The organism is Paraburkholderia sp. FT54, assembly GCF_031585635.1.
Lineage (GTDB): Bacteria > Pseudomonadota > Gammaproteobacteria > Burkholderiales > Burkholderiaceae > Paraburkholderia.
In genome coordinates this window covers 1104115-1119330 of record NZ_CP134196.1, presented here as the reverse complement: position 1 = coordinate 1119330, position 15216 = coordinate 1104115, and the positions used below count along the sequence as shown (strand labels likewise).

Annotated in this window: 13 protein-coding genes and 1 pseudogene; 7 read left to right on the top strand and 7 right to left on the bottom strand. The window is 63.5% G+C overall.

Going from position 1 to position 15216, the window contains the following annotated elements; all coding sequences use genetic code 11:
* Positions 1–100: 100 nt before the first annotated feature.
* The 3 genes from RI103_RS24565 to RI103_RS24555 form a co-directional block, all read right to left on the bottom strand.
* A complete protein-coding gene (locus tag RI103_RS24565) occupies positions 101–463 on the bottom strand; it encodes a translation initiation factor Sui1 (RefSeq protein ID WP_310818221.1) in 363 nt (120 codons plus the stop codon).
* Between the two features lie 250 nt (positions 464–713).
* Complete coding sequence (locus RI103_RS24560; protein ID WP_310818220.1) at positions 714–974, bottom strand: aldo/keto reductase; 261 nt, start codon at positions 972–974, stop codon at positions 714–716.
* Positions 975–1046: 72 nt separating this feature from the next.
* Positions 1047–1913 carry an NmrA family NAD(P)-binding protein gene (locus tag RI103_RS24555; protein ID WP_310818219.1) on the bottom strand — a complete coding sequence of 289 codons (867 nt, stop codon included), beginning with the start codon at positions 1911–1913 and terminating at the stop codon, positions 1047–1049.
* A gap of 347 nt (positions 1914–2260) precedes the next feature.
* Here RI103_RS24555 and RI103_RS24550 point away from each other — a divergent pair, with 347 nt between their 5' ends.
* From RI103_RS24550 to RI103_RS24535, 4 genes are all read left to right on the top strand, one after another.
* Positions 2261–3175: a LysR substrate-binding domain-containing protein gene (locus RI103_RS24550; RefSeq protein ID WP_310818218.1), complete on the top strand. Its 915-nt coding sequence runs from the start codon at positions 2261–2263 to the stop codon at positions 3173–3175.
* A gap of 299 nt (positions 3176–3474) precedes the next feature.
* Positions 3475–4716, top strand: coding sequence for a cyanate transporter (locus RI103_RS24545; RefSeq protein ID WP_310818217.1), 1242 nt, complete (start codon positions 3475–3477; stop codon positions 4714–4716).
* 211 nt (positions 4717–4927) lie between these two features.
* Entirely contained in the window at positions 4928–5503 is a 576-nt protein-coding gene (locus tag RI103_RS24540) for an ANTAR domain-containing protein (RefSeq protein WP_310818216.1), read from the top strand.
* A 10-nt stretch (positions 5504–5513) separates the two neighbouring features.
* Positions 5514–6665, top strand: a complete 1152-nt coding sequence (locus RI103_RS24535) for a CmpA/NrtA family ABC transporter substrate-binding protein (RefSeq protein ID WP_310818215.1) — start codon at positions 5514–5516, stop codon at positions 6663–6665.
* Between the two features lie 185 nt (positions 6666–6850).
* Here the strand turns inward: RI103_RS24535 and chrA are convergent, their stop codons facing one another.
* The 4 genes and pseudogenes from chrA to RI103_RS24515 form a co-directional block, all read right to left on the bottom strand.
* A complete protein-coding gene (gene chrA, locus RI103_RS24530; RefSeq protein WP_310818214.1) occupies positions 6851–8083 on the bottom strand; it encodes a chromate efflux transporter in 1233 nt (410 codons plus the stop codon).
* Between the two features lie 143 nt (positions 8084–8226).
* A complete protein-coding gene (locus RI103_RS24525; protein ID WP_310818213.1) occupies positions 8227–8784 on the bottom strand; it encodes a cytochrome c in 558 nt (185 codons plus the stop codon).
* Between the two features lie 175 nt (positions 8785–8959).
* Positions 8960–10382, bottom strand: a pseudogene (locus tag RI103_RS24520) (sensor histidine kinase N-terminal domain-containing protein).
* Complete coding sequence (locus RI103_RS24515) at positions 10379–11050, bottom strand: response regulator (RefSeq protein WP_310818212.1); 672 nt, start codon at positions 11048–11050, stop codon at positions 10379–10381. The pseudogene RI103_RS24520 and the gene RI103_RS24515 overlap by 4 nt, the downstream one beginning before the upstream one ends.
* A 139-nt stretch (positions 11051–11189) precedes the next feature.
* On the opposite strand from RI103_RS24515, the gene RI103_RS24510 reads away from it, so the two are divergent.
* From RI103_RS24510 to RI103_RS24500, 3 genes are all read left to right on the top strand, one after another.
* On the top strand, positions 11190–12278 hold the full coding sequence (locus tag RI103_RS24510; protein ID WP_310818211.1) for an ABC transporter substrate-binding protein: 1089 nt from the start codon (positions 11190–11192) through the stop codon (positions 12276–12278).
* Positions 12279–12379: 101 nt separating this feature from the next.
* On the top strand, positions 12380–14107 hold the full coding sequence (locus tag RI103_RS24505) for an iron ABC transporter permease (protein ID WP_310818210.1): 1728 nt from the start codon (positions 12380–12382) through the stop codon (positions 14105–14107).
* Between the two features lie 34 nt (positions 14108–14141).
* Positions 14142–15209, top strand: coding sequence for an ABC transporter ATP-binding protein (locus tag RI103_RS24500; RefSeq protein ID WP_310818209.1), 1068 nt, complete (start codon positions 14142–14144; stop codon positions 15207–15209).
* Positions 15210–15216: the final 7 nt, after the last annotated feature.

Genomic DNA, 15216 nt, shown 5'->3' with positions numbered 1-15216 from the left:
CTCTGATCTTCCGGTGCGGATACCGTTGCCTTGGGCGCGCTCCGTGGCCTGCTCCCGCGTTGCCGGGAAGTCCATGAACGGACGCGTTGCGGCGATGCGCTCAGCCCCCAGCCCTCTTCGCGCTGTGACCGTATTTTTTCAGTGCCTCGATGACTCGCTCGCAATGGTCACCCTGCACTTCAATCACGCCATCCTTGACCGTTCCACCAGAACCACAGGCCGTGCGCAACTGCTTGCCTAGCAAGGCCAAGGCAAGAGGATCGAGCGCCAGCCCTTTAACCAGCGTCACGCTCTTCCCGCCCCGGCCCTTGGTCTCGCGCGTCACTCGCGCCACGCCATCGCCTGCCGCCAGGGTCCTCGCGACCGTCTTGCAGACACATTGCGCGAGCACCTGTCTGCATTCGGGACACATCCGCCCGCCATCGGTGGAATAGACCAGGCCGCCTTTTGAACTGCTCTTCATGATTGGCTTACTCAAAGACACTTAAGTCGGGAATCGCGACGCCCGATCTTCTCCGCCGACGCGGGCGAGCATCGCAGACGCACGATCTACGCCGATACATCGCGGCGGCAGCCGCATCTTACGATGAAAATTTCTACAGCACGACGACAGCCACGCTTCGGCGATCCACGACCGGACGCTTGCCTGCTGGCGGGATCGCCAACAGAAAAGCGTCCTTGATCGAGCAACGGGACTACCGCTGATAAAACAATCACGCCACTACTCGATCCTTGCCGTGGAACTGCTGCATCCAGTAAGGATAAGGCAGTTGCGGCTGCGAAACCTGATTCAGACGTTCGGTCTGCGCTACGTTCAATGCGATTTGCTGAGCGTCGAGGTTAGCGGTCAGTTGGTCGGGCGTGCGCGCGCCTACGATGACGGAACAGACTTCACGGCACCCCAGAATCCGGGCCAATGCCACCTGAGCCGGCGACGCGTTCAGTTCCATAGCGATGTCGCGCAATACGCGCACGACAGGATCCGCCTTTGCGGGATCGGCACCCGGCGACGCGACATCCTAGACACGTCACCGGATGCGCACGCGTTAGCCCGCCTGCGAAACGAGGTCGCGCAGAACGGTGTCCAGTTCCACTTCGCCCTTGACGATGTCAGCCGGATCACCTTCGAACGCGATCCAGCCTTCGTTGAACCCGTCAATCATGCGCATGCGCGGCAGCGGATCCTTCGTACCTTGGGAGCGAAACAGCGCGCCCCATGTGTTGCGCGGCACCACCTCCGCACGAACCGGACGACCGAGCACCCGGGCAAACGCCTCGGCCAGATCATTCGGACTCACACGTTGCGGCCCCTCCAATTCGACGACACGCACGCCGTGCCAGGTTTGTTGAAGCAGTTGTGCGGCAACGCGGCCAACGTCCGCGGTCGCGACCATCGGCACAGCCCTGTCGAGCGGCTGCAAAAAGCTGGAGATCATCCCGGTGTCCCGGGCCGGCGCAACGTCCCATGCGGCGTTTTCCATGAACCAGCCAGGACGCAGGAATGTCACGGGCATAGGTAAATCCCGAAGCGCCTGCTCCATCAGCGTGCGTTGCGTGAGCAGATTGGTCTCGGTGGCCTGCGCCCCGATCGTCGACAGACAGACGACCTTGCCAGGTGCCGCCGCCTGAAGCGCCTCGCGCACGGCGTCGATGACGGCACGTGCCTCGGGAAAGCCCGGCGCCGGATCGAACTCGGACGGCGGCAAAATGAACACGCCTTGCGTGCCTTCGAAAGCCGCCGTCAGGGACGCCGCGTCGTCCATGTCGGCGGTCACCACTTCACAGCCGCGCTCAGCCCACGAACGTGCCCGGGCGCCATCGCGTACCACCGCGCGTACCGGCTGGCCCGCGGCGAGCAACGTGCGAGCCACCGCACCGCCGACCTTTCCTGTTATCCCTGTGATTGCATACATTGCAGTTTCTCCTTGCGTAGATAGACGTGTGCCGCTCCGCGAGCGGCGCTCAGGCTTGCTGCAAGCCGTGAGCGTACTGTTGGGATGCATTGTGGATAAACGCGATGAGAAACAAAATGACACGAATGGCACTTGTAAAATGACTGATGGTTACTAATGAGTCATAGTGCGATGTGTAACGCACTATGCGGTGCCAACCAATCACGACCCGCACGCGGTACTGAATCGAACGTTCGGAACCGGCGACGTGGCCTTCGATCGCGGCTGCGAGTCGAAGTCCTCCTGCGTGGCATGCTGGCGTTCGACTGAACGTCTTCCGACCGTCAAATGACGAGGATGCAGCACCTATGAGATCGTCCAGCGAGAATCTCTCTAGCGGTATCAGCGTGTTTGCTGCCGTCGTCGACGCGGGGACGTTCGCAGCCGCCTCCGAAGTGATGGGCATGTCGCCACCCGGCGTTAGCCGGGCCATCGCCCGACTCGAAAGACGGCTGAAAATACGGCTATTCAACCGGACGACCCGCGCCGTTTCCCTTACTGACGAAGGTCGACGGTTCTACGAGCAGGTCATGCCGCACCTGAGGGGAATGGAAGAAGCAGCAGCCGCCGCGGCGGGAGGCGCGGCGACAGTGCGCGGGAAACTGCGCGTCAATCTCGATCCGGCTTTCTTCCGAATCATTCTGGGCCCGAAGCTCGACGAATTCATGGATATGCATCCTGAACTTGAAATCGAGTTCATTGCGAGAGATCAGCTCGGCGATCTCATCATGGACGGCTTCGATCTGGCGTTGCGATTTGGCGAACCTCGCTCATCCAGTCTGATTGCGCGAAAGCTCCTTGACACCGCGGTGGTCACCGTCGCATCGCCCTCGTACCTCGCTCGCAGGGGGCGGCCAGCGGAGCCCCAAGAGCTGGGTCGCGGCGTGCACAGGTGTCTGGAATTCCGCAACCCGGAAACCGGCAAGCCCTATCCGTGGGAATTTCATCGCAAGCGCAAAAAGCTTGTTGTCGAAACGAACGGACGGCTTACGGTGAACGATCCGAGCGCACTCCTGAACGCGTGCCTCGCCGGCTCGGGCGTCGCGCAAATGCTTCTGCTCGGAGCCGAGCCCCTGATCCGGGAAGGACGGCTCGTCAATCTGTTCCCGGACTGGCCGGATGAGCGCTTCCCGCTCTATGCGTACCATCCATCGCGGCATCACACGCCGGCCAGGACACGGGTATTTCTCGACTTTATCGTCGCCTTGACGAGTACAAATTAGCAAGTCGAATCAGGCCCGTTGAACGGCTATTCAACACAGACGGCTATCTGCAGTAGTCGCCGCAGTCGACGTCAGAGCAACGAGCAATCGCGAGGCGCTTCGAGTGCCGATCGCCTCATCGCGCGCGCAGTTCCGCGACCACATATTGCGCTCGACACGCAAAGCGCAGACCTGCCCCTATCCTGCGAGCTATACCGGACATCACTGAAATGGTTAACCATTTTTTGATACTATGGTTGACCAAAAACCGAACCTCGCACGGTTTTTCACACCGCCCGTCCCTCGCCAACAGGATCCTTGTGAACTCGCACTCCAGCGCCAGCCCGGCCCGCAGGCCCGCTCACCACGCCACGACGGCGCTGAAGTGGCGCGACGTCGTGTGGCTGGGCGCGATCATCGTGATCGGCATCAATCTGCGCCCGCTGCTGACTTCGATCAGCCCTTTGATGACGACGATCCGCGAGGCAACCGGCCTCAGCTTCTACGGCGCGTCGTTGCTGACCAGCCTGCCGGTCGTCGCGATGGGCGTCGGCGCATTCGGCGCGGGCGCGCTGACTCGCAGGATCGGCGAAACGCGCGGTGTCGCGCTCGGCTTGCTGGCCATCGCGCTGGCGTGCGCGGCGCGCTGGACTGCATCGACCGGCGCGGCATTGCTCGCCACCGCGTTGCTCGCGGGCGTGGGCGTCGCGGCGATCCAGGCGCTGTTGCCCGCCGTCATGAAGCAGCGCTTTCATGCGCGCGTGCCGCTCGCGATGGGTGTGTTCTCGGCGTCCATCATGGGCGGCGGCGGGCTGGGCGCGAGTGTGAGTCCATGGGTGAGCCGCATGACGGGGTCGTGGCATGCGGGGCTCGCGGTATGGGCGATTCCGGCTTGCGCCGCGCTGGTCTGCTGGTGGGCATTGAACCGTCGGTCCGTTTCGAACAGCACCGCGGTACAGAATGCTTCTGCGAATGCCCTCGCCCTTTCGCTGTGGCGCACGCGGCGCGCGTGGACGCTCGGCCTCTACTTCGGCATTGTCAACGGCGGCTATACCAGTCTCGTCGCGTGGTTGCCGGCGTTTTATCAGCAGCGTGGCGTGGGCGTCGCGGCAAGCGGTTCGCTGCTGGCAGGCATGACGGTGTTCCAGGCCGCAGCGGCCTTGCTGCTGCCACTCGCTGCGGCCTCGTTCCGGGATCGGCGGCCGTGGCTGATGCTCGGCCTCGCGGCGCAACTATCCGGGTTGCTGGGCCTGATTGTCTGGCCCGATGCCGCGCCTCTGCTGTGGGTCGGCGTGGCAGGCGCGGGACTGGGCGGGACTTTTTCGTTGACGCTCGTAACCGCCATGGATCATTCGGCCGATCATCGAGTGGCCGGCAAGCTCGTCGCGTTCACCCAGGGTGTCGGCTTCATCGTGGCGGCAGTTGCGCCGGTCGTTGCCGGCCTCGTGCGAGGTTGGAGCGGCAGCTTCGGCGCCGCATGGATCATGCTGGCCGGCTGCGTCGTCGCCATGATCGCTGTGAGTTTTCTGTTCTCGCCCCGCAGTTACAGCGATTGGCGTTGAGGTGCCGAGCGTTGAGGTGCCGAGCGTTGGGGTGCTGAGCGGGGCCGCGATGCGCCGCTTCGGTGCATCGGCCGCGCGTGCCCCGCGCAGGTGCAGTGGCGGTTTTCCACGCGGTCGCCAAGTCCGTGACTGCTTTCGTCCCACCTGCGCATGCGTCGATTGGCATAGGCATTGCTTTATCCAAGGCTAGCCGTCGATAAAACTCCATTCCATGCTGCGCGTTCTCCTCGTAACCGACACCGATAAGCCCATCGGCGATCTCCGCGACGCCCTTGCCCGCCTCGGCTACGAGATGCTGGCGAGCACCGCCACGCCGCAAGTGCTGCATCGCGTAGTGCAGAGCGAGCGGCCGGATGTCATCATCATCGACACGGAATCGCCGTCGCGCGATACGCTCGAACAACTCGCCGTGATGAACGCCACCGCGCCGCGTCCGGTGCTGATGTTCAGCCACGACGCCAACCAGCAATTGATTCGCGACGCCGTCGGCGCGGGCGTCACGGCATATCTCGTCGAAGGTCTTGCGACCGAGCGTCTCGCGCCGATCCTCGAAGTCGCGCTCGCGCGTTTTGCGCAGGAATCCCAATTGCGCGAACGTCTTGCGCAAGTCGAAAACGAACTCGCCGAGCGCAAGCTGATCGATCGCGCCAAGCGCATCCTGATGGATCAGCAAAAAATCACCGAGCACGCCGCCTATGCCAATCTGCGCAAACGCGCGATGAACCAGGGCGTCAAACTCGCCGAGGTCGCGCGCGCCATCATCGCTGCGGCTGACTCGCTCAAATGAAGCGCCGTCCATGAACTCTCCTACTTCACTCGCCACCACGTCCACTTCGGGACCGCTCGAGAAGACCCATTTGCGGCTCGGCTTCGTGGCGCTCTCGGACGCCGCGCCGCTCGTCGCCGCCAAGCTGCTCGAATTCGGCCATGCACATGGCCTGACGCTGGAACTGTCCCGCCAGCCGTCATGGGCGGCCGTGCGCGACAAACTGCTGTCGGGCGATCTGGATGCGGCCCACGCGCTCTACGGACTCGTCTACGGCGTGCAACTGGGTCTCGGCGGACCGCAAACGGATATGGCCGTGCTGATGGTGCTCAACCGCAACGGCCAGGCCATTACGCTCTCGAACCGTCTCGCGGATGCGCTCGCCGAACACGGCACGCTGCCCAGGGCGCTCGCAACGCTCGGCCGCAAGCCGGTCTTCGCGCAAACTTTCCCGACCGGCACGCATGCGATGTGGCTGTACTACTGGCTCGCGTCGCAAGGCGTGGATCCGTTGCGCGATATCGAGAGCGTAGCGATTCCCCCGCCGCAAATGGTCGCGGCGCTCGCCGAAGACAAGCTCGACGGCCTGTGCGTCGGCGAGCCGTGGAACGCGCAGGCGCAAGCGCGAGGCGTCGGCAGAACGATCGCTTATACGAGCGACGTGTGGCCCGATCATCCCGACAAAGTGCTGGCGTGCCGGCGCGATTTTGTCAGCGCGAATCCGCATGCCGCACGCGCGCTCGTGCGGACCATGCTCGAAGCGTGCCGCTGGCTCGACGGCGCGGGGCATCGCGAGGAAATCGCGCGCTGGCTCGCGCGGCCCGAGTATGTCGGTATCGATGAAACGTTGATCGCGGCGCGTCTGGGCAACGAAATTGCCGCTTCCGCACCGGGCGGTCTGCCCATGCGCTTCTTCGACAACGGCGTGGTGAACGACCCGCAAGCGTTCGAGGGCGCGTGGTTTCTCACGCAGTTCGAACGCTGGGGCATGATCGACGCGCGCGCGGATTATGCGGACATTGCCGCGCGGATCAACCAGACGCAGTTGTATCGCGAGGCGGCCAGCGCTGTGAACGTGGCGGTGCCGGCAGAAGGCGCTTCGACCGTATTGATCGATGGCGAAACGTGGGGCGGCGACACGTCACCCACCGCTTACGCACGGCGCTTTCCGATCCGACGCTGAGTGGTTCGCCAACGTCACGCCGTTTTCAATGGCGGGTTTGCGACCGTCGGCATGCGAGCGGATAACGGTCATGACGTCGGGGTGTCAGGATGTTTGACAGTGGCGCGGCATCGTGCCGATTTCAGTCCACTTTACCGTTTGGGTTCTTGATTCGCATGCTCCACGCTCGTCATGCAATCATCGACTCAGTGCAAGGTCGCCTCGGCAACGCCAGCCAGCGCACAGAGCACAACGACGACGAGCGGTGGAATCTTCCAGCGCGTCAGCAGGAAAAAACCGATGGCCGCGATCGCAAAGTCGAGTTCCGAGAGAACCGCACTGGTCCAGACCGGTGAGTACAGCGCGCTCGCCAGCAGTCCAACGACCGCGGCATTCACTCCGGCAAGCAGTGCAGTCATCGACGGGTGTGCGCGCAGCGCTTGCCAGTACGGTAGCGCCGCGAGCACGAGTAGCAGACCTGGGAGGAAAATGCCCGCGGTAGCGAGCAATGCGCCGCTCCAGTGATTCGGCGCGTCCGCCATCATCCAGCCGAGAAATGCGGCGAACGTGAACAAGGGGCCCGGCACGGCCTGCGCGGCACCGTAGCCCGCAAGAAAGTCGTTCGGCGAAACCCAGCCGGTCGCGACGGTTTGCTGTTGCAGAAGCGGGAGCACGACGTGACCGCCGCCGAACACCAGGGCACCCGAGCGATAGAAGGCTTCGAAGACCTTGACCGCCTGACCCGCGTGGAGTCCGACCAGCGCCGGAAGCCCGAGCAGCAGAACACAGAAGAGGATCAACGCGACCGTACCCACCGTGCGGGAAACGCGGAAACCGTGAGTATGCTGCGGTCCGCGACGGGTGTCTGACGATGTCCTCTCGCACAACCCGAGTCCGAGCACAGCGCCGAGAGCGATAACGATGAGTTGCGCATAGACGGTCGTCAGAATGGCGAGCACCACGATTGCGATGAGCGCAATGGCAGCACGGCGTCGATCCGGACACAGGCGCCGTGCCATATCCCAAACCGCCTGAGCGACGACAGCCACGGCGACAAGCTTCAGGCCATGGATCAAGCCGCTGCCGAGCGGGCCGCCAAGGCTCGGAGCAACAACTGCAAAGCCAAGCAACAGGAGGACTGAAGGCAGCGTGAATCCGAACCAGGCCGCGAGCCCCCCAAGCCACCCGGCTCGCAGGAGTCCAATCGAGAATCCCACCTGGCTGCTCGCCGGTCCTGGAAGGAACTGACACAGTCCGACCAGATCGGTGAAGGTTTCGTCATCGAGCCAGCGGCGCAGCTCGACGAACTCCCGGCGGAAGTATCCCAAATGCGCTATGGGGCCGCCAAAACACGTCAGCCCCAACCTGAGAAACACCGCGAGAACCTCCAGCGCGGCACTCGCCCGACTCGAGTGGGATGACCTCATACCAGTTTCCATGAACTGCCGGTTTTCCAGATTGAAAGACCAGGGCGCCCACATGACCCGGACGGTTATGCGCGTGCGCGCCGGCCCGGAAGTGCCCGATGCTCAAAAAATTTCCGCCGCCAGGAGGTCTTTGCCGTTCGTTCAACGGACATCGCTTACGGCTGGGTGTTCGGTTTGCTTGCGCTCAGCTTTTCGAAGTCCTGAGCGGAAATGCCGCGTCCTTTATACAGGAACGCCGTTAAGTCCCAAATCGTCTGGTCGTCTTGCGTCTTGCCGAACGCAGGCATCGCGGTCATTTTCACACCGTTCTTGATCACCCAGAACATCATCTGTGGGTTGTTGCGGCGTGTTGCGCTTAGCAATTCCGGCGCGATCGGAAGGATGCCCTGACCGATCGGGCTCAGCGTTTGTCCCGGCGCGCCGTGACACGCCGCGCAGGTGTTCCGGTAGAGACGGGCGCCGGCTTCGACGTTGGCGACGGTCATCAGGTCGGTCGGCACCTGGACAGCGGCCGCATGGCGGTGCAGCGATTGCATGTAAGTCTTATGCAGCACCCAGGCGACAAGCGGGTTGTGTCCGGATGCGGCCGACACATCGTACAGGCCCGAATACACAAAACCGAATCCGGCCGCGACGACCGCGACAACGGTTGCAGCGAAAGTGCTCAGCCTGGAATGACGGACAAGAAAAGAGGGGTCTTTAGCTACGCTCATGTTTGATCACTTGCTGGAAACGATATAACGCTCGGCCAGAATCTGGAATTGGATGATGCATGCCTACAGGACGGCCATCATTTTTCGAGCATCGGATATGCCATGAAGGAAGCGCCGCCAGGTCATTATTGGTTCTGGTAAATGACGGCACTCTTGCCCGTTGATTACGGATTCGTTATTGACCGGTACTCAACGGCGGAAACAACACGCTGACGACCAACCCGCCACCCTGCGCATCGGTGAGCGCCACCAGCGCGCCATGCACGCGCGCGATTTCCCGCACGATCGACAAACCCAGGCCGCTACCTTCGAGCGCCTGCGTCGCCTCGCTGCGATAGAAGCGTTCGAACACCGCTTCGCGTTCGCCGGCGGCAATGCCTGGCCCGTTGTCGATCACCTGCAGCAACGCCTGCCCGCCTTCGCGCGCGACCCGCACGGTAATCACCGCGCCGTCGCCGGAATAACGGATGGCGTTGTCGATCAGATTGCCGACCAGTTCCGCGAGCAGATCGATCTGGCCCATCACGTCGACACGCACGTCCTGTTCGAAACCGAGATCGATGCCGCGCGAACGCGCCACCGGCGACCAGTCGAGCGTCACGCTGCGCGCCACCTTATGCAGCTGCACTGCTGCATGCTTGACCGTGTAGCCGCTGTCCGCGTCGAGGCGCGACAGCGACAGCAACTGCTGCACGATGCGCACCGCCTGTTGCACGGCGCGATTCAGCCGCCGCAAATGCACCCCTTGCCGACGATTGCCCCCCAGAGTCTCGTCCGCGACGTCGATATCGCGCAGCGCCAGTTCGGACTCCGCCTGAATCACCGCGAGCGGCGTTTTCAACTGATGCGCGGCGTCGTTGAAAAACCGCCGGCGCGACGACTGCATCAACTGCGTGCGGCCGATGTACTGATTGATCGAATCGACCATCGGCGCCACTTCGCTCGGCAGACCGACGGTGTCGAGCGGCGTCGGATCGTCCTCGGCGCGCGCGGCCACTTTCGCCGACAGGCGGTTCAACGGCCGCAAGCCGCGCGCCACGCCCAACCAGACGATGCCGAGCGCGAGCACCACCAACAACCCTTCCTGTTGCAGCGACCCCGGTCAGAATCTCGCGCGCCAGCGCCTGACGCTGCTCGATCGTTTCGCCGACCCGCACCAGCACCACGCGTGTCTGCGCACTCGGCACATCGTGTACCGGCAGCCTGAGCATCGCGATGCGCAGCGGACGGCCACGAAACACGTCGTCGTAAAACCGCACGCTGTAGGGCTCGCCCGGCCCTTTTCCGGGGTCCGGCAAGTCGGGATAGCCCGTCACCACACGGCCGCCTTCCTCGCGAATCTGATAGTAGATGTTGCCGCCGCCGTTCGATTCGAACATCTCCAGCGCGAGGTACGGCAGATCGACCTCGATCTCGCCGTCGCGCAGGCGGATGCCGTCGCGGATCGAGCGCAGCGAAAATTCGAGCGTGCGGTCGAAGGCCGCGTGCGCCGCGTTCATCGCACGCTGATACGTGAGCCATGCGTCCAATGCGAGCAGCAGGAGCAGCGGCAGCAACAACCACAGCGCGATCCGCACGCGCAGATTCGGCCGCGTCATGCGCTTTTTGCTTCCAGCAGATAGCCGAGTCCGCGCAGCGTCACGATGCCGACCGAACTGTGTTCGAGTTTCCTGCGCAAGCGGTGTACATAGATTTCGATGGCGTCCGCGTTCACCGATTCGTCGAGCCCGAAGATTTTCTCCGACAACGTGTCCTTGTTGATCGCGCGGCCGTTGCGCAGGATCAGCACTTCCAGCACGGAACGCTCGCGCGGCGTCAGGGCGAGCGGCTCGCCGTCGAGCGTGAAGCCGCGGTCCACACTGTCGTAAAGCAGTGTGCCGCATTGCGCATGCAGCGGCTCCTGGCCATGACTGCGGCGCAAGAGCGCACGCGCCCGAGCTTCGAGTTCGGTGAGCGCGAACGGCTTGGCGAGATAGTCGTCGGCGCCGAGATCGAGCCCGCGCACGCGCTCTTCCACCGAACCGTGCGCGGTCAGCATCAGCACCGGCACCGCATTGCGGCGCGCACGCAAACGGCGCAGCACCTCGAGGCCGTCGAGCTTCGGCAAGCCGATATCGAGAATCACCAGCGCGTAGTCCTGTGTGCGCAAAACATGGTCCGCCGACTCGCCGTCGTGCATGCAGTCGACGGTGAGTTTCGCGCTGGTCAGCGCGTCGGTCAGCGAGCGGGAAAGGATCGGATTGTCTTCAACAAGCAGCACACGCATGAACGGAGTCCCAGGGAAATCCATGAGGAGAATTCGATCATTGTGATGCATTTCCATCTAAAACTGAAAGCGTTCAGAAAGCGTCGATCTCTTACCATTCGCCCACACAAAACCAACACGAAGTTTTCTGGAGGAAGACGTGCAAAACGCTTTGAAGGTTCTCGCAGCCGCTGTCGCATTCGCCGCAAATTCAGCGTGGGCGGCCATTCCAGCCGGCTATCCCAGTGACTATCAGGCCACGGTCGAGGGCGCGAAAAAGGAAGGCAAGCTGATCGTTTATTCGGTCACGGACACCGCGCTGGTGCGTCCGCTCATCAAGGATTTTGAAAGCCTGTACGGCGTCAAGGTCGAGTACAACGACATGAACAGCACCGAGCTGTACAACCGCTACATCAGCGAAAACGCGGCCAGCAGCACCAGCGCCGACGTGCTGTGGAGCTCGGCCATGGACCTGCAGGTCAAGCTCGTCAACGACGGCCTGATGGCCACTTATGAGTCGCCCGAAGCGAAGCAGTTGCCGCAATGGGCGCAATACCAGAAGCAGGCTTACGGCACCACCTACGAGCCGCTCGCGATCGTCTACAACAAACGCCTCGTGGCGGCCGGCGACGTGCCGCAAACGCGCGCCGATCTGATCAAACTGCTGCAAGCCAGGCCCGATCAGTTCAAAGGCCGCGTCACCACTTACGACATCGAAAAGTCCGGCGTCGGTTTCAACTATCTGACCCAGGACGCACGCGTCAACCCGCAGGTCACGTGGGATCTGGTCAAGGCCATGGGCGCCACCGGTCCAAAACTGCAATCGAGCACGGGCGCGATGATGGAGCGCATCTCCTCGGGTGAGAATCTGATCGGCTACAACATTCTCGGCTCGTACGCGCTGACCAAGGCGAAGAAAGATCCGTCGATCGGGTATGTCTATCCGAAGGACTACACGCTGGTGGTCAGTCGGCTCGTGACGATCTCGAAGAAAGCGCAAAGCCCGAACGCCGCGAAGTTGTGGGTCGACTACCTGCTCTCGCAACGCGGCCAGACGCTGCTGGCGAATCAAGCGAACCTGTTCTCGATTCGCGCCGACGTGGAGGGCGAAACGTCGATGGCGGGCCTCACGAAGCAACTCGGCGATTCGCTCAAGCCAATCCCGATCGGTGCGGGTCTGCTGGTCTATCTCGACCAGTCCAAGCGCCTCGAATTCCTCAAGCAATGGCAACAGTCGATCAAGCGCTAGCCCTTCGCGTTTGACTCGCAAGCGGCCGCGCTGCAACGCGGCCGCCTGCCCTTCCTTCCATACCTGTCGATATGCGGCCTTTGCGCCGCAGGGGGACCCTCATGCTTTCCACTAGCGCAACCGGACGCCGCGCCGCGCCGCCGCACGCGGCAGACGGCGGCTCCATCGGCACGCTGCCGCGCGGCGGACTGCAGCCGTTCATGGGGCTGCTGCGCTGGCTCGTCGTCGCGGTGCTGACTGTGGCGGTGGCCCTGCCGCTCGGCTTCATCCTGTTGCAGAGCGTGTTGAGCGCGCCCTTCTTCGACGCGAAACGCACGTTCGGCCTCACCGGCTTCGAATTCATATTCAGCGACCCGGACTTCTGGTCCGCGCTGAAAAACTCGTTCGTCATTGCGGCCGGGATGCTGTTCATCTCGATTCCGCTCGGCGGCATTCTCGCGTTCCTGATGGTGCGCACCGACCTGCCTGGCCGCCGCTGGCTCGAACCGCTGCTGCTCACGCCCGTCTTCGTCTCGCCGATGGTGCTCGCCTTCGGCTATGTGGTCGCAGCCGGCCCGGTTGGTTTCTACTCGGTCTGGTGGATGGAACTGTTCGGCACCGCCGAAGCACCGTGGACCGTCTACTCGGTGTTCGCCATCACGGTGATCGTCGGCCTCACGCATATGCCGCACGTGTACCTGTATTCGTCGGCGGCGCTGCGCAATCTCGGCTCGGACGTCGAAGAAGCAGCGCGGGTCGCCGGCGCGCGGCCGTTTCGCGTCGCGCTCGACGTCAGCCTGCCGATGACGCTGCCCGCGCTGCTGTTCGCCGGCGTGCTGGTGTTCTTCCTCGGCTTTGAAGTGTTCGGTCTGCCGCTCGTGCTCGGCGATCCCGAAGGGCACCTCGTGCTGGCCACGTATCTCTACAAGCTCACCAACAAACTCGGCGTGCCCTCGTATCACCTGATGGCCGCGGTCGCCATGTGCATCGTCGCGATCACGTTCCCGCTCGTGCTGCTGCAACGGCGGCTCCTGAAGAGCGCGAACCGCTTCGTCACGGTCAAAGGCAAGGCGGGACGTCAGACCGTGCTGCCGCTCGGCGCGTGGCGCTGGGTCGCGCTCGCCATCGTCGCGCTGTGGCTGCTGCTGACGGTGTTCGTGCCGCTCTCCGGCATCACGTTGCGCGCGTTCGTCACCAACTGGGGGCAAGGCGTGCATCTCGCCGAAGTCCTCACGCTCGCCAATTTCACCGAACTGTTCGAGCAGGACAACCTGGTGCGCGCGATTCTGAACACGCTCGGCATCGGCGTGATCGGCGGGGCGCTGGCGGTGGGCTTCTATTCGCTGGTGGCGTTTGCCGGCCATCGCCGCAACGACTGGGCCACGCGTCTGCTCGACTACCTCGTGCTGCTGCCGCGCGCGGTGCCGGGCCTGCTCGCCGGTCTCGCGTTCCTGTGGATCTTCCTCTTCGTGCCCGGCCTGAAGGAACTGAAGAACTCCATGTGGAGCATCTGGATCGCCTACACCGTGGTGTGGCTCGCGTACGGCATGCGTCTGATTCAGAGCGCGCTGCTGCAAGTCGGCCCCGAACTCGAAGAAGCGGGACGCAGTGTCGGCGGCACGCGCGCACGCGTCAGCCTCGATGTGACGCTGCCGCTCGTGCGCTTCGGTTTGCTCGCGGCGTGGCTGCTGATCTTCATGATCTTCGAGCGTGAGTACTCGACCGCCGTTTATCTGCTCTCGCCCGGCACGGAAGTGATCGGCGCGCTGCTGGTGTCGCTGTGGGCGACCGGCGCGGTCGATCAGGTCGCGGCGCTTTCTGTCATCAACATCGCGATGGTCGGCGCCTGACTCGGCGTCGCGCTGCGCTTCGGAGTGAAATTGCATGGATAAGCTCTCGGTCGACAACCTCTTTCTCAGCTATGGCGACAACCCGATTCTCAAAGGCGTGTCGTTCGAACTCAATCCCGGCGAGGTGGTCTGCCTGCTGGGCGCGTCGGGCAGCGGCAAGACCACGCTGCTGCGCGCGGTGGCCGGTCTCGAACAACCGTCGTCGGGCCGCATCGAACTGGACGGCAAGGCGTTCTTCGACGGCGCGGCGCATGTCGATCTGCCGGTCGAGCAGCGTTCGCTCGGGCTCGTGTTCCAGTCGTATGCGCTGTGGCCGCATCGCACGGTGGCCGAAAACGTCGGCTATGGATTGAAGCTGCGGCGCGTTTCCGCAGCCGAGCAGAAAAAGCGTGTGCAGGCCGCGCTCGACCAGCTCGGCCTCGGCCACCTTGCCGCGCGTTATCCGTATCAGCTTTCCGGTGGCCAGCAACAGCGGGTGGCGATTGCGCGCGCGCTCGTCTACAACCCGCCGGTGATCCTGCTCGACGAACCGCTCTCCAATCTCGACGCCAAGCTGCGTGAGGAAGCCCGCGCATGGCTGCGCGAGCTGATCGTGTCATTGGGCCTTTCGGCTTTGTGCGTGACGCACGACCAGACCGAAGCGATGGCGATGTCCGACCGCATCCTGTTGCTGCGCAATGGCCGCATCGAACAGGAAGGCACGCCCGCTGAACTGTACGGGGCGCCCCGTTCGCTCTATACCGCCGAATTCATGGGCAGCAACAACCGCATCGAGGCACGCGTGGCCGCGATCGACGGCGAACGCGTGACGCTTGCCGGCGACGGCTGGCAACTGCAGGCGCAAGCGCGCGAAGCGCTCACGGCAGGCCAGCACGCGCAAGCGGTGATCCGCCTCGAACGCGTGCAGGTCGCCGACGGTCCCGGCGCGAACCGGCTCGAAGCCGAGCTCGTCACGTCGATGTATCTCGGCGACCGTTGGGAATACCTGTTCCATTGCGGCGACCTGCGGCTGCGCGCCTTCGGCCACGTGCCGCGCGCGGCCGGCCGTCACTGGATCGAGTTCCCCGCCAACGATTGTTGGGCCTTCGCTCAGGCGAGTTGAGCGCGGC

Excerpts from the sequence above, each read along its gene's own strand:
- RI103_RS24565 (WP_310818221.1), bottom strand. The coding sequence starts at position 463 with ATGAAGAGCAGTTCAAAAGGCGGCCTGGTCTATTCCACCGATGGCGGG.
- RI103_RS24555 (WP_310818219.1), bottom strand. The coding sequence starts at position 1,913 with ATGTATGCAATCACAGGGATAACAGGAAAGGTCGGCGGTGCGGTGGCT.
- RI103_RS24550 (WP_310818218.1), top strand. The coding sequence starts at position 2,261 with ATGAGATCGTCCAGCGAGAATCTCTCTAGCGGTATCAGCGTGTTTGCT.
- RI103_RS24540 (WP_310818216.1), top strand. The coding sequence starts at position 4,928 with ATGCTGCGCGTTCTCCTCGTAACCGACACCGATAAGCCCATCGGCGAT.
- RI103_RS24535 (WP_310818215.1), top strand. The coding sequence starts at position 5,514 with ATGAACTCTCCTACTTCACTCGCCACCACGTCCACTTCGGGACCGCTC.
- chrA (WP_310818214.1), bottom strand. The coding sequence starts at position 8,083 with ATGGAAACTGGTATGAGGTCATCCCACTCGAGTCGGGCGAGTGCCGCG.
- RI103_RS24525 (WP_310818213.1), bottom strand. The coding sequence starts at position 8,784 with ATGAGCGTAGCTAAAGACCCCTCTTTTCTTGTCCGTCATTCCAGGCTG.
- RI103_RS24515 (WP_310818212.1), bottom strand. The coding sequence starts at position 11,050 with ATGCGTGTGCTGCTTGTTGAAGACAATCCGATCCTTTCCCGCTCGCTG.
- RI103_RS24505 (WP_310818210.1), top strand. The coding sequence starts at position 12,380 with ATGCTTTCCACTAGCGCAACCGGACGCCGCGCCGCGCCGCCGCACGCG.
- RI103_RS24500 (WP_310818209.1), top strand. The coding sequence starts at position 14,142 with ATGGATAAGCTCTCGGTCGACAACCTCTTTCTCAGCTATGGCGACAAC.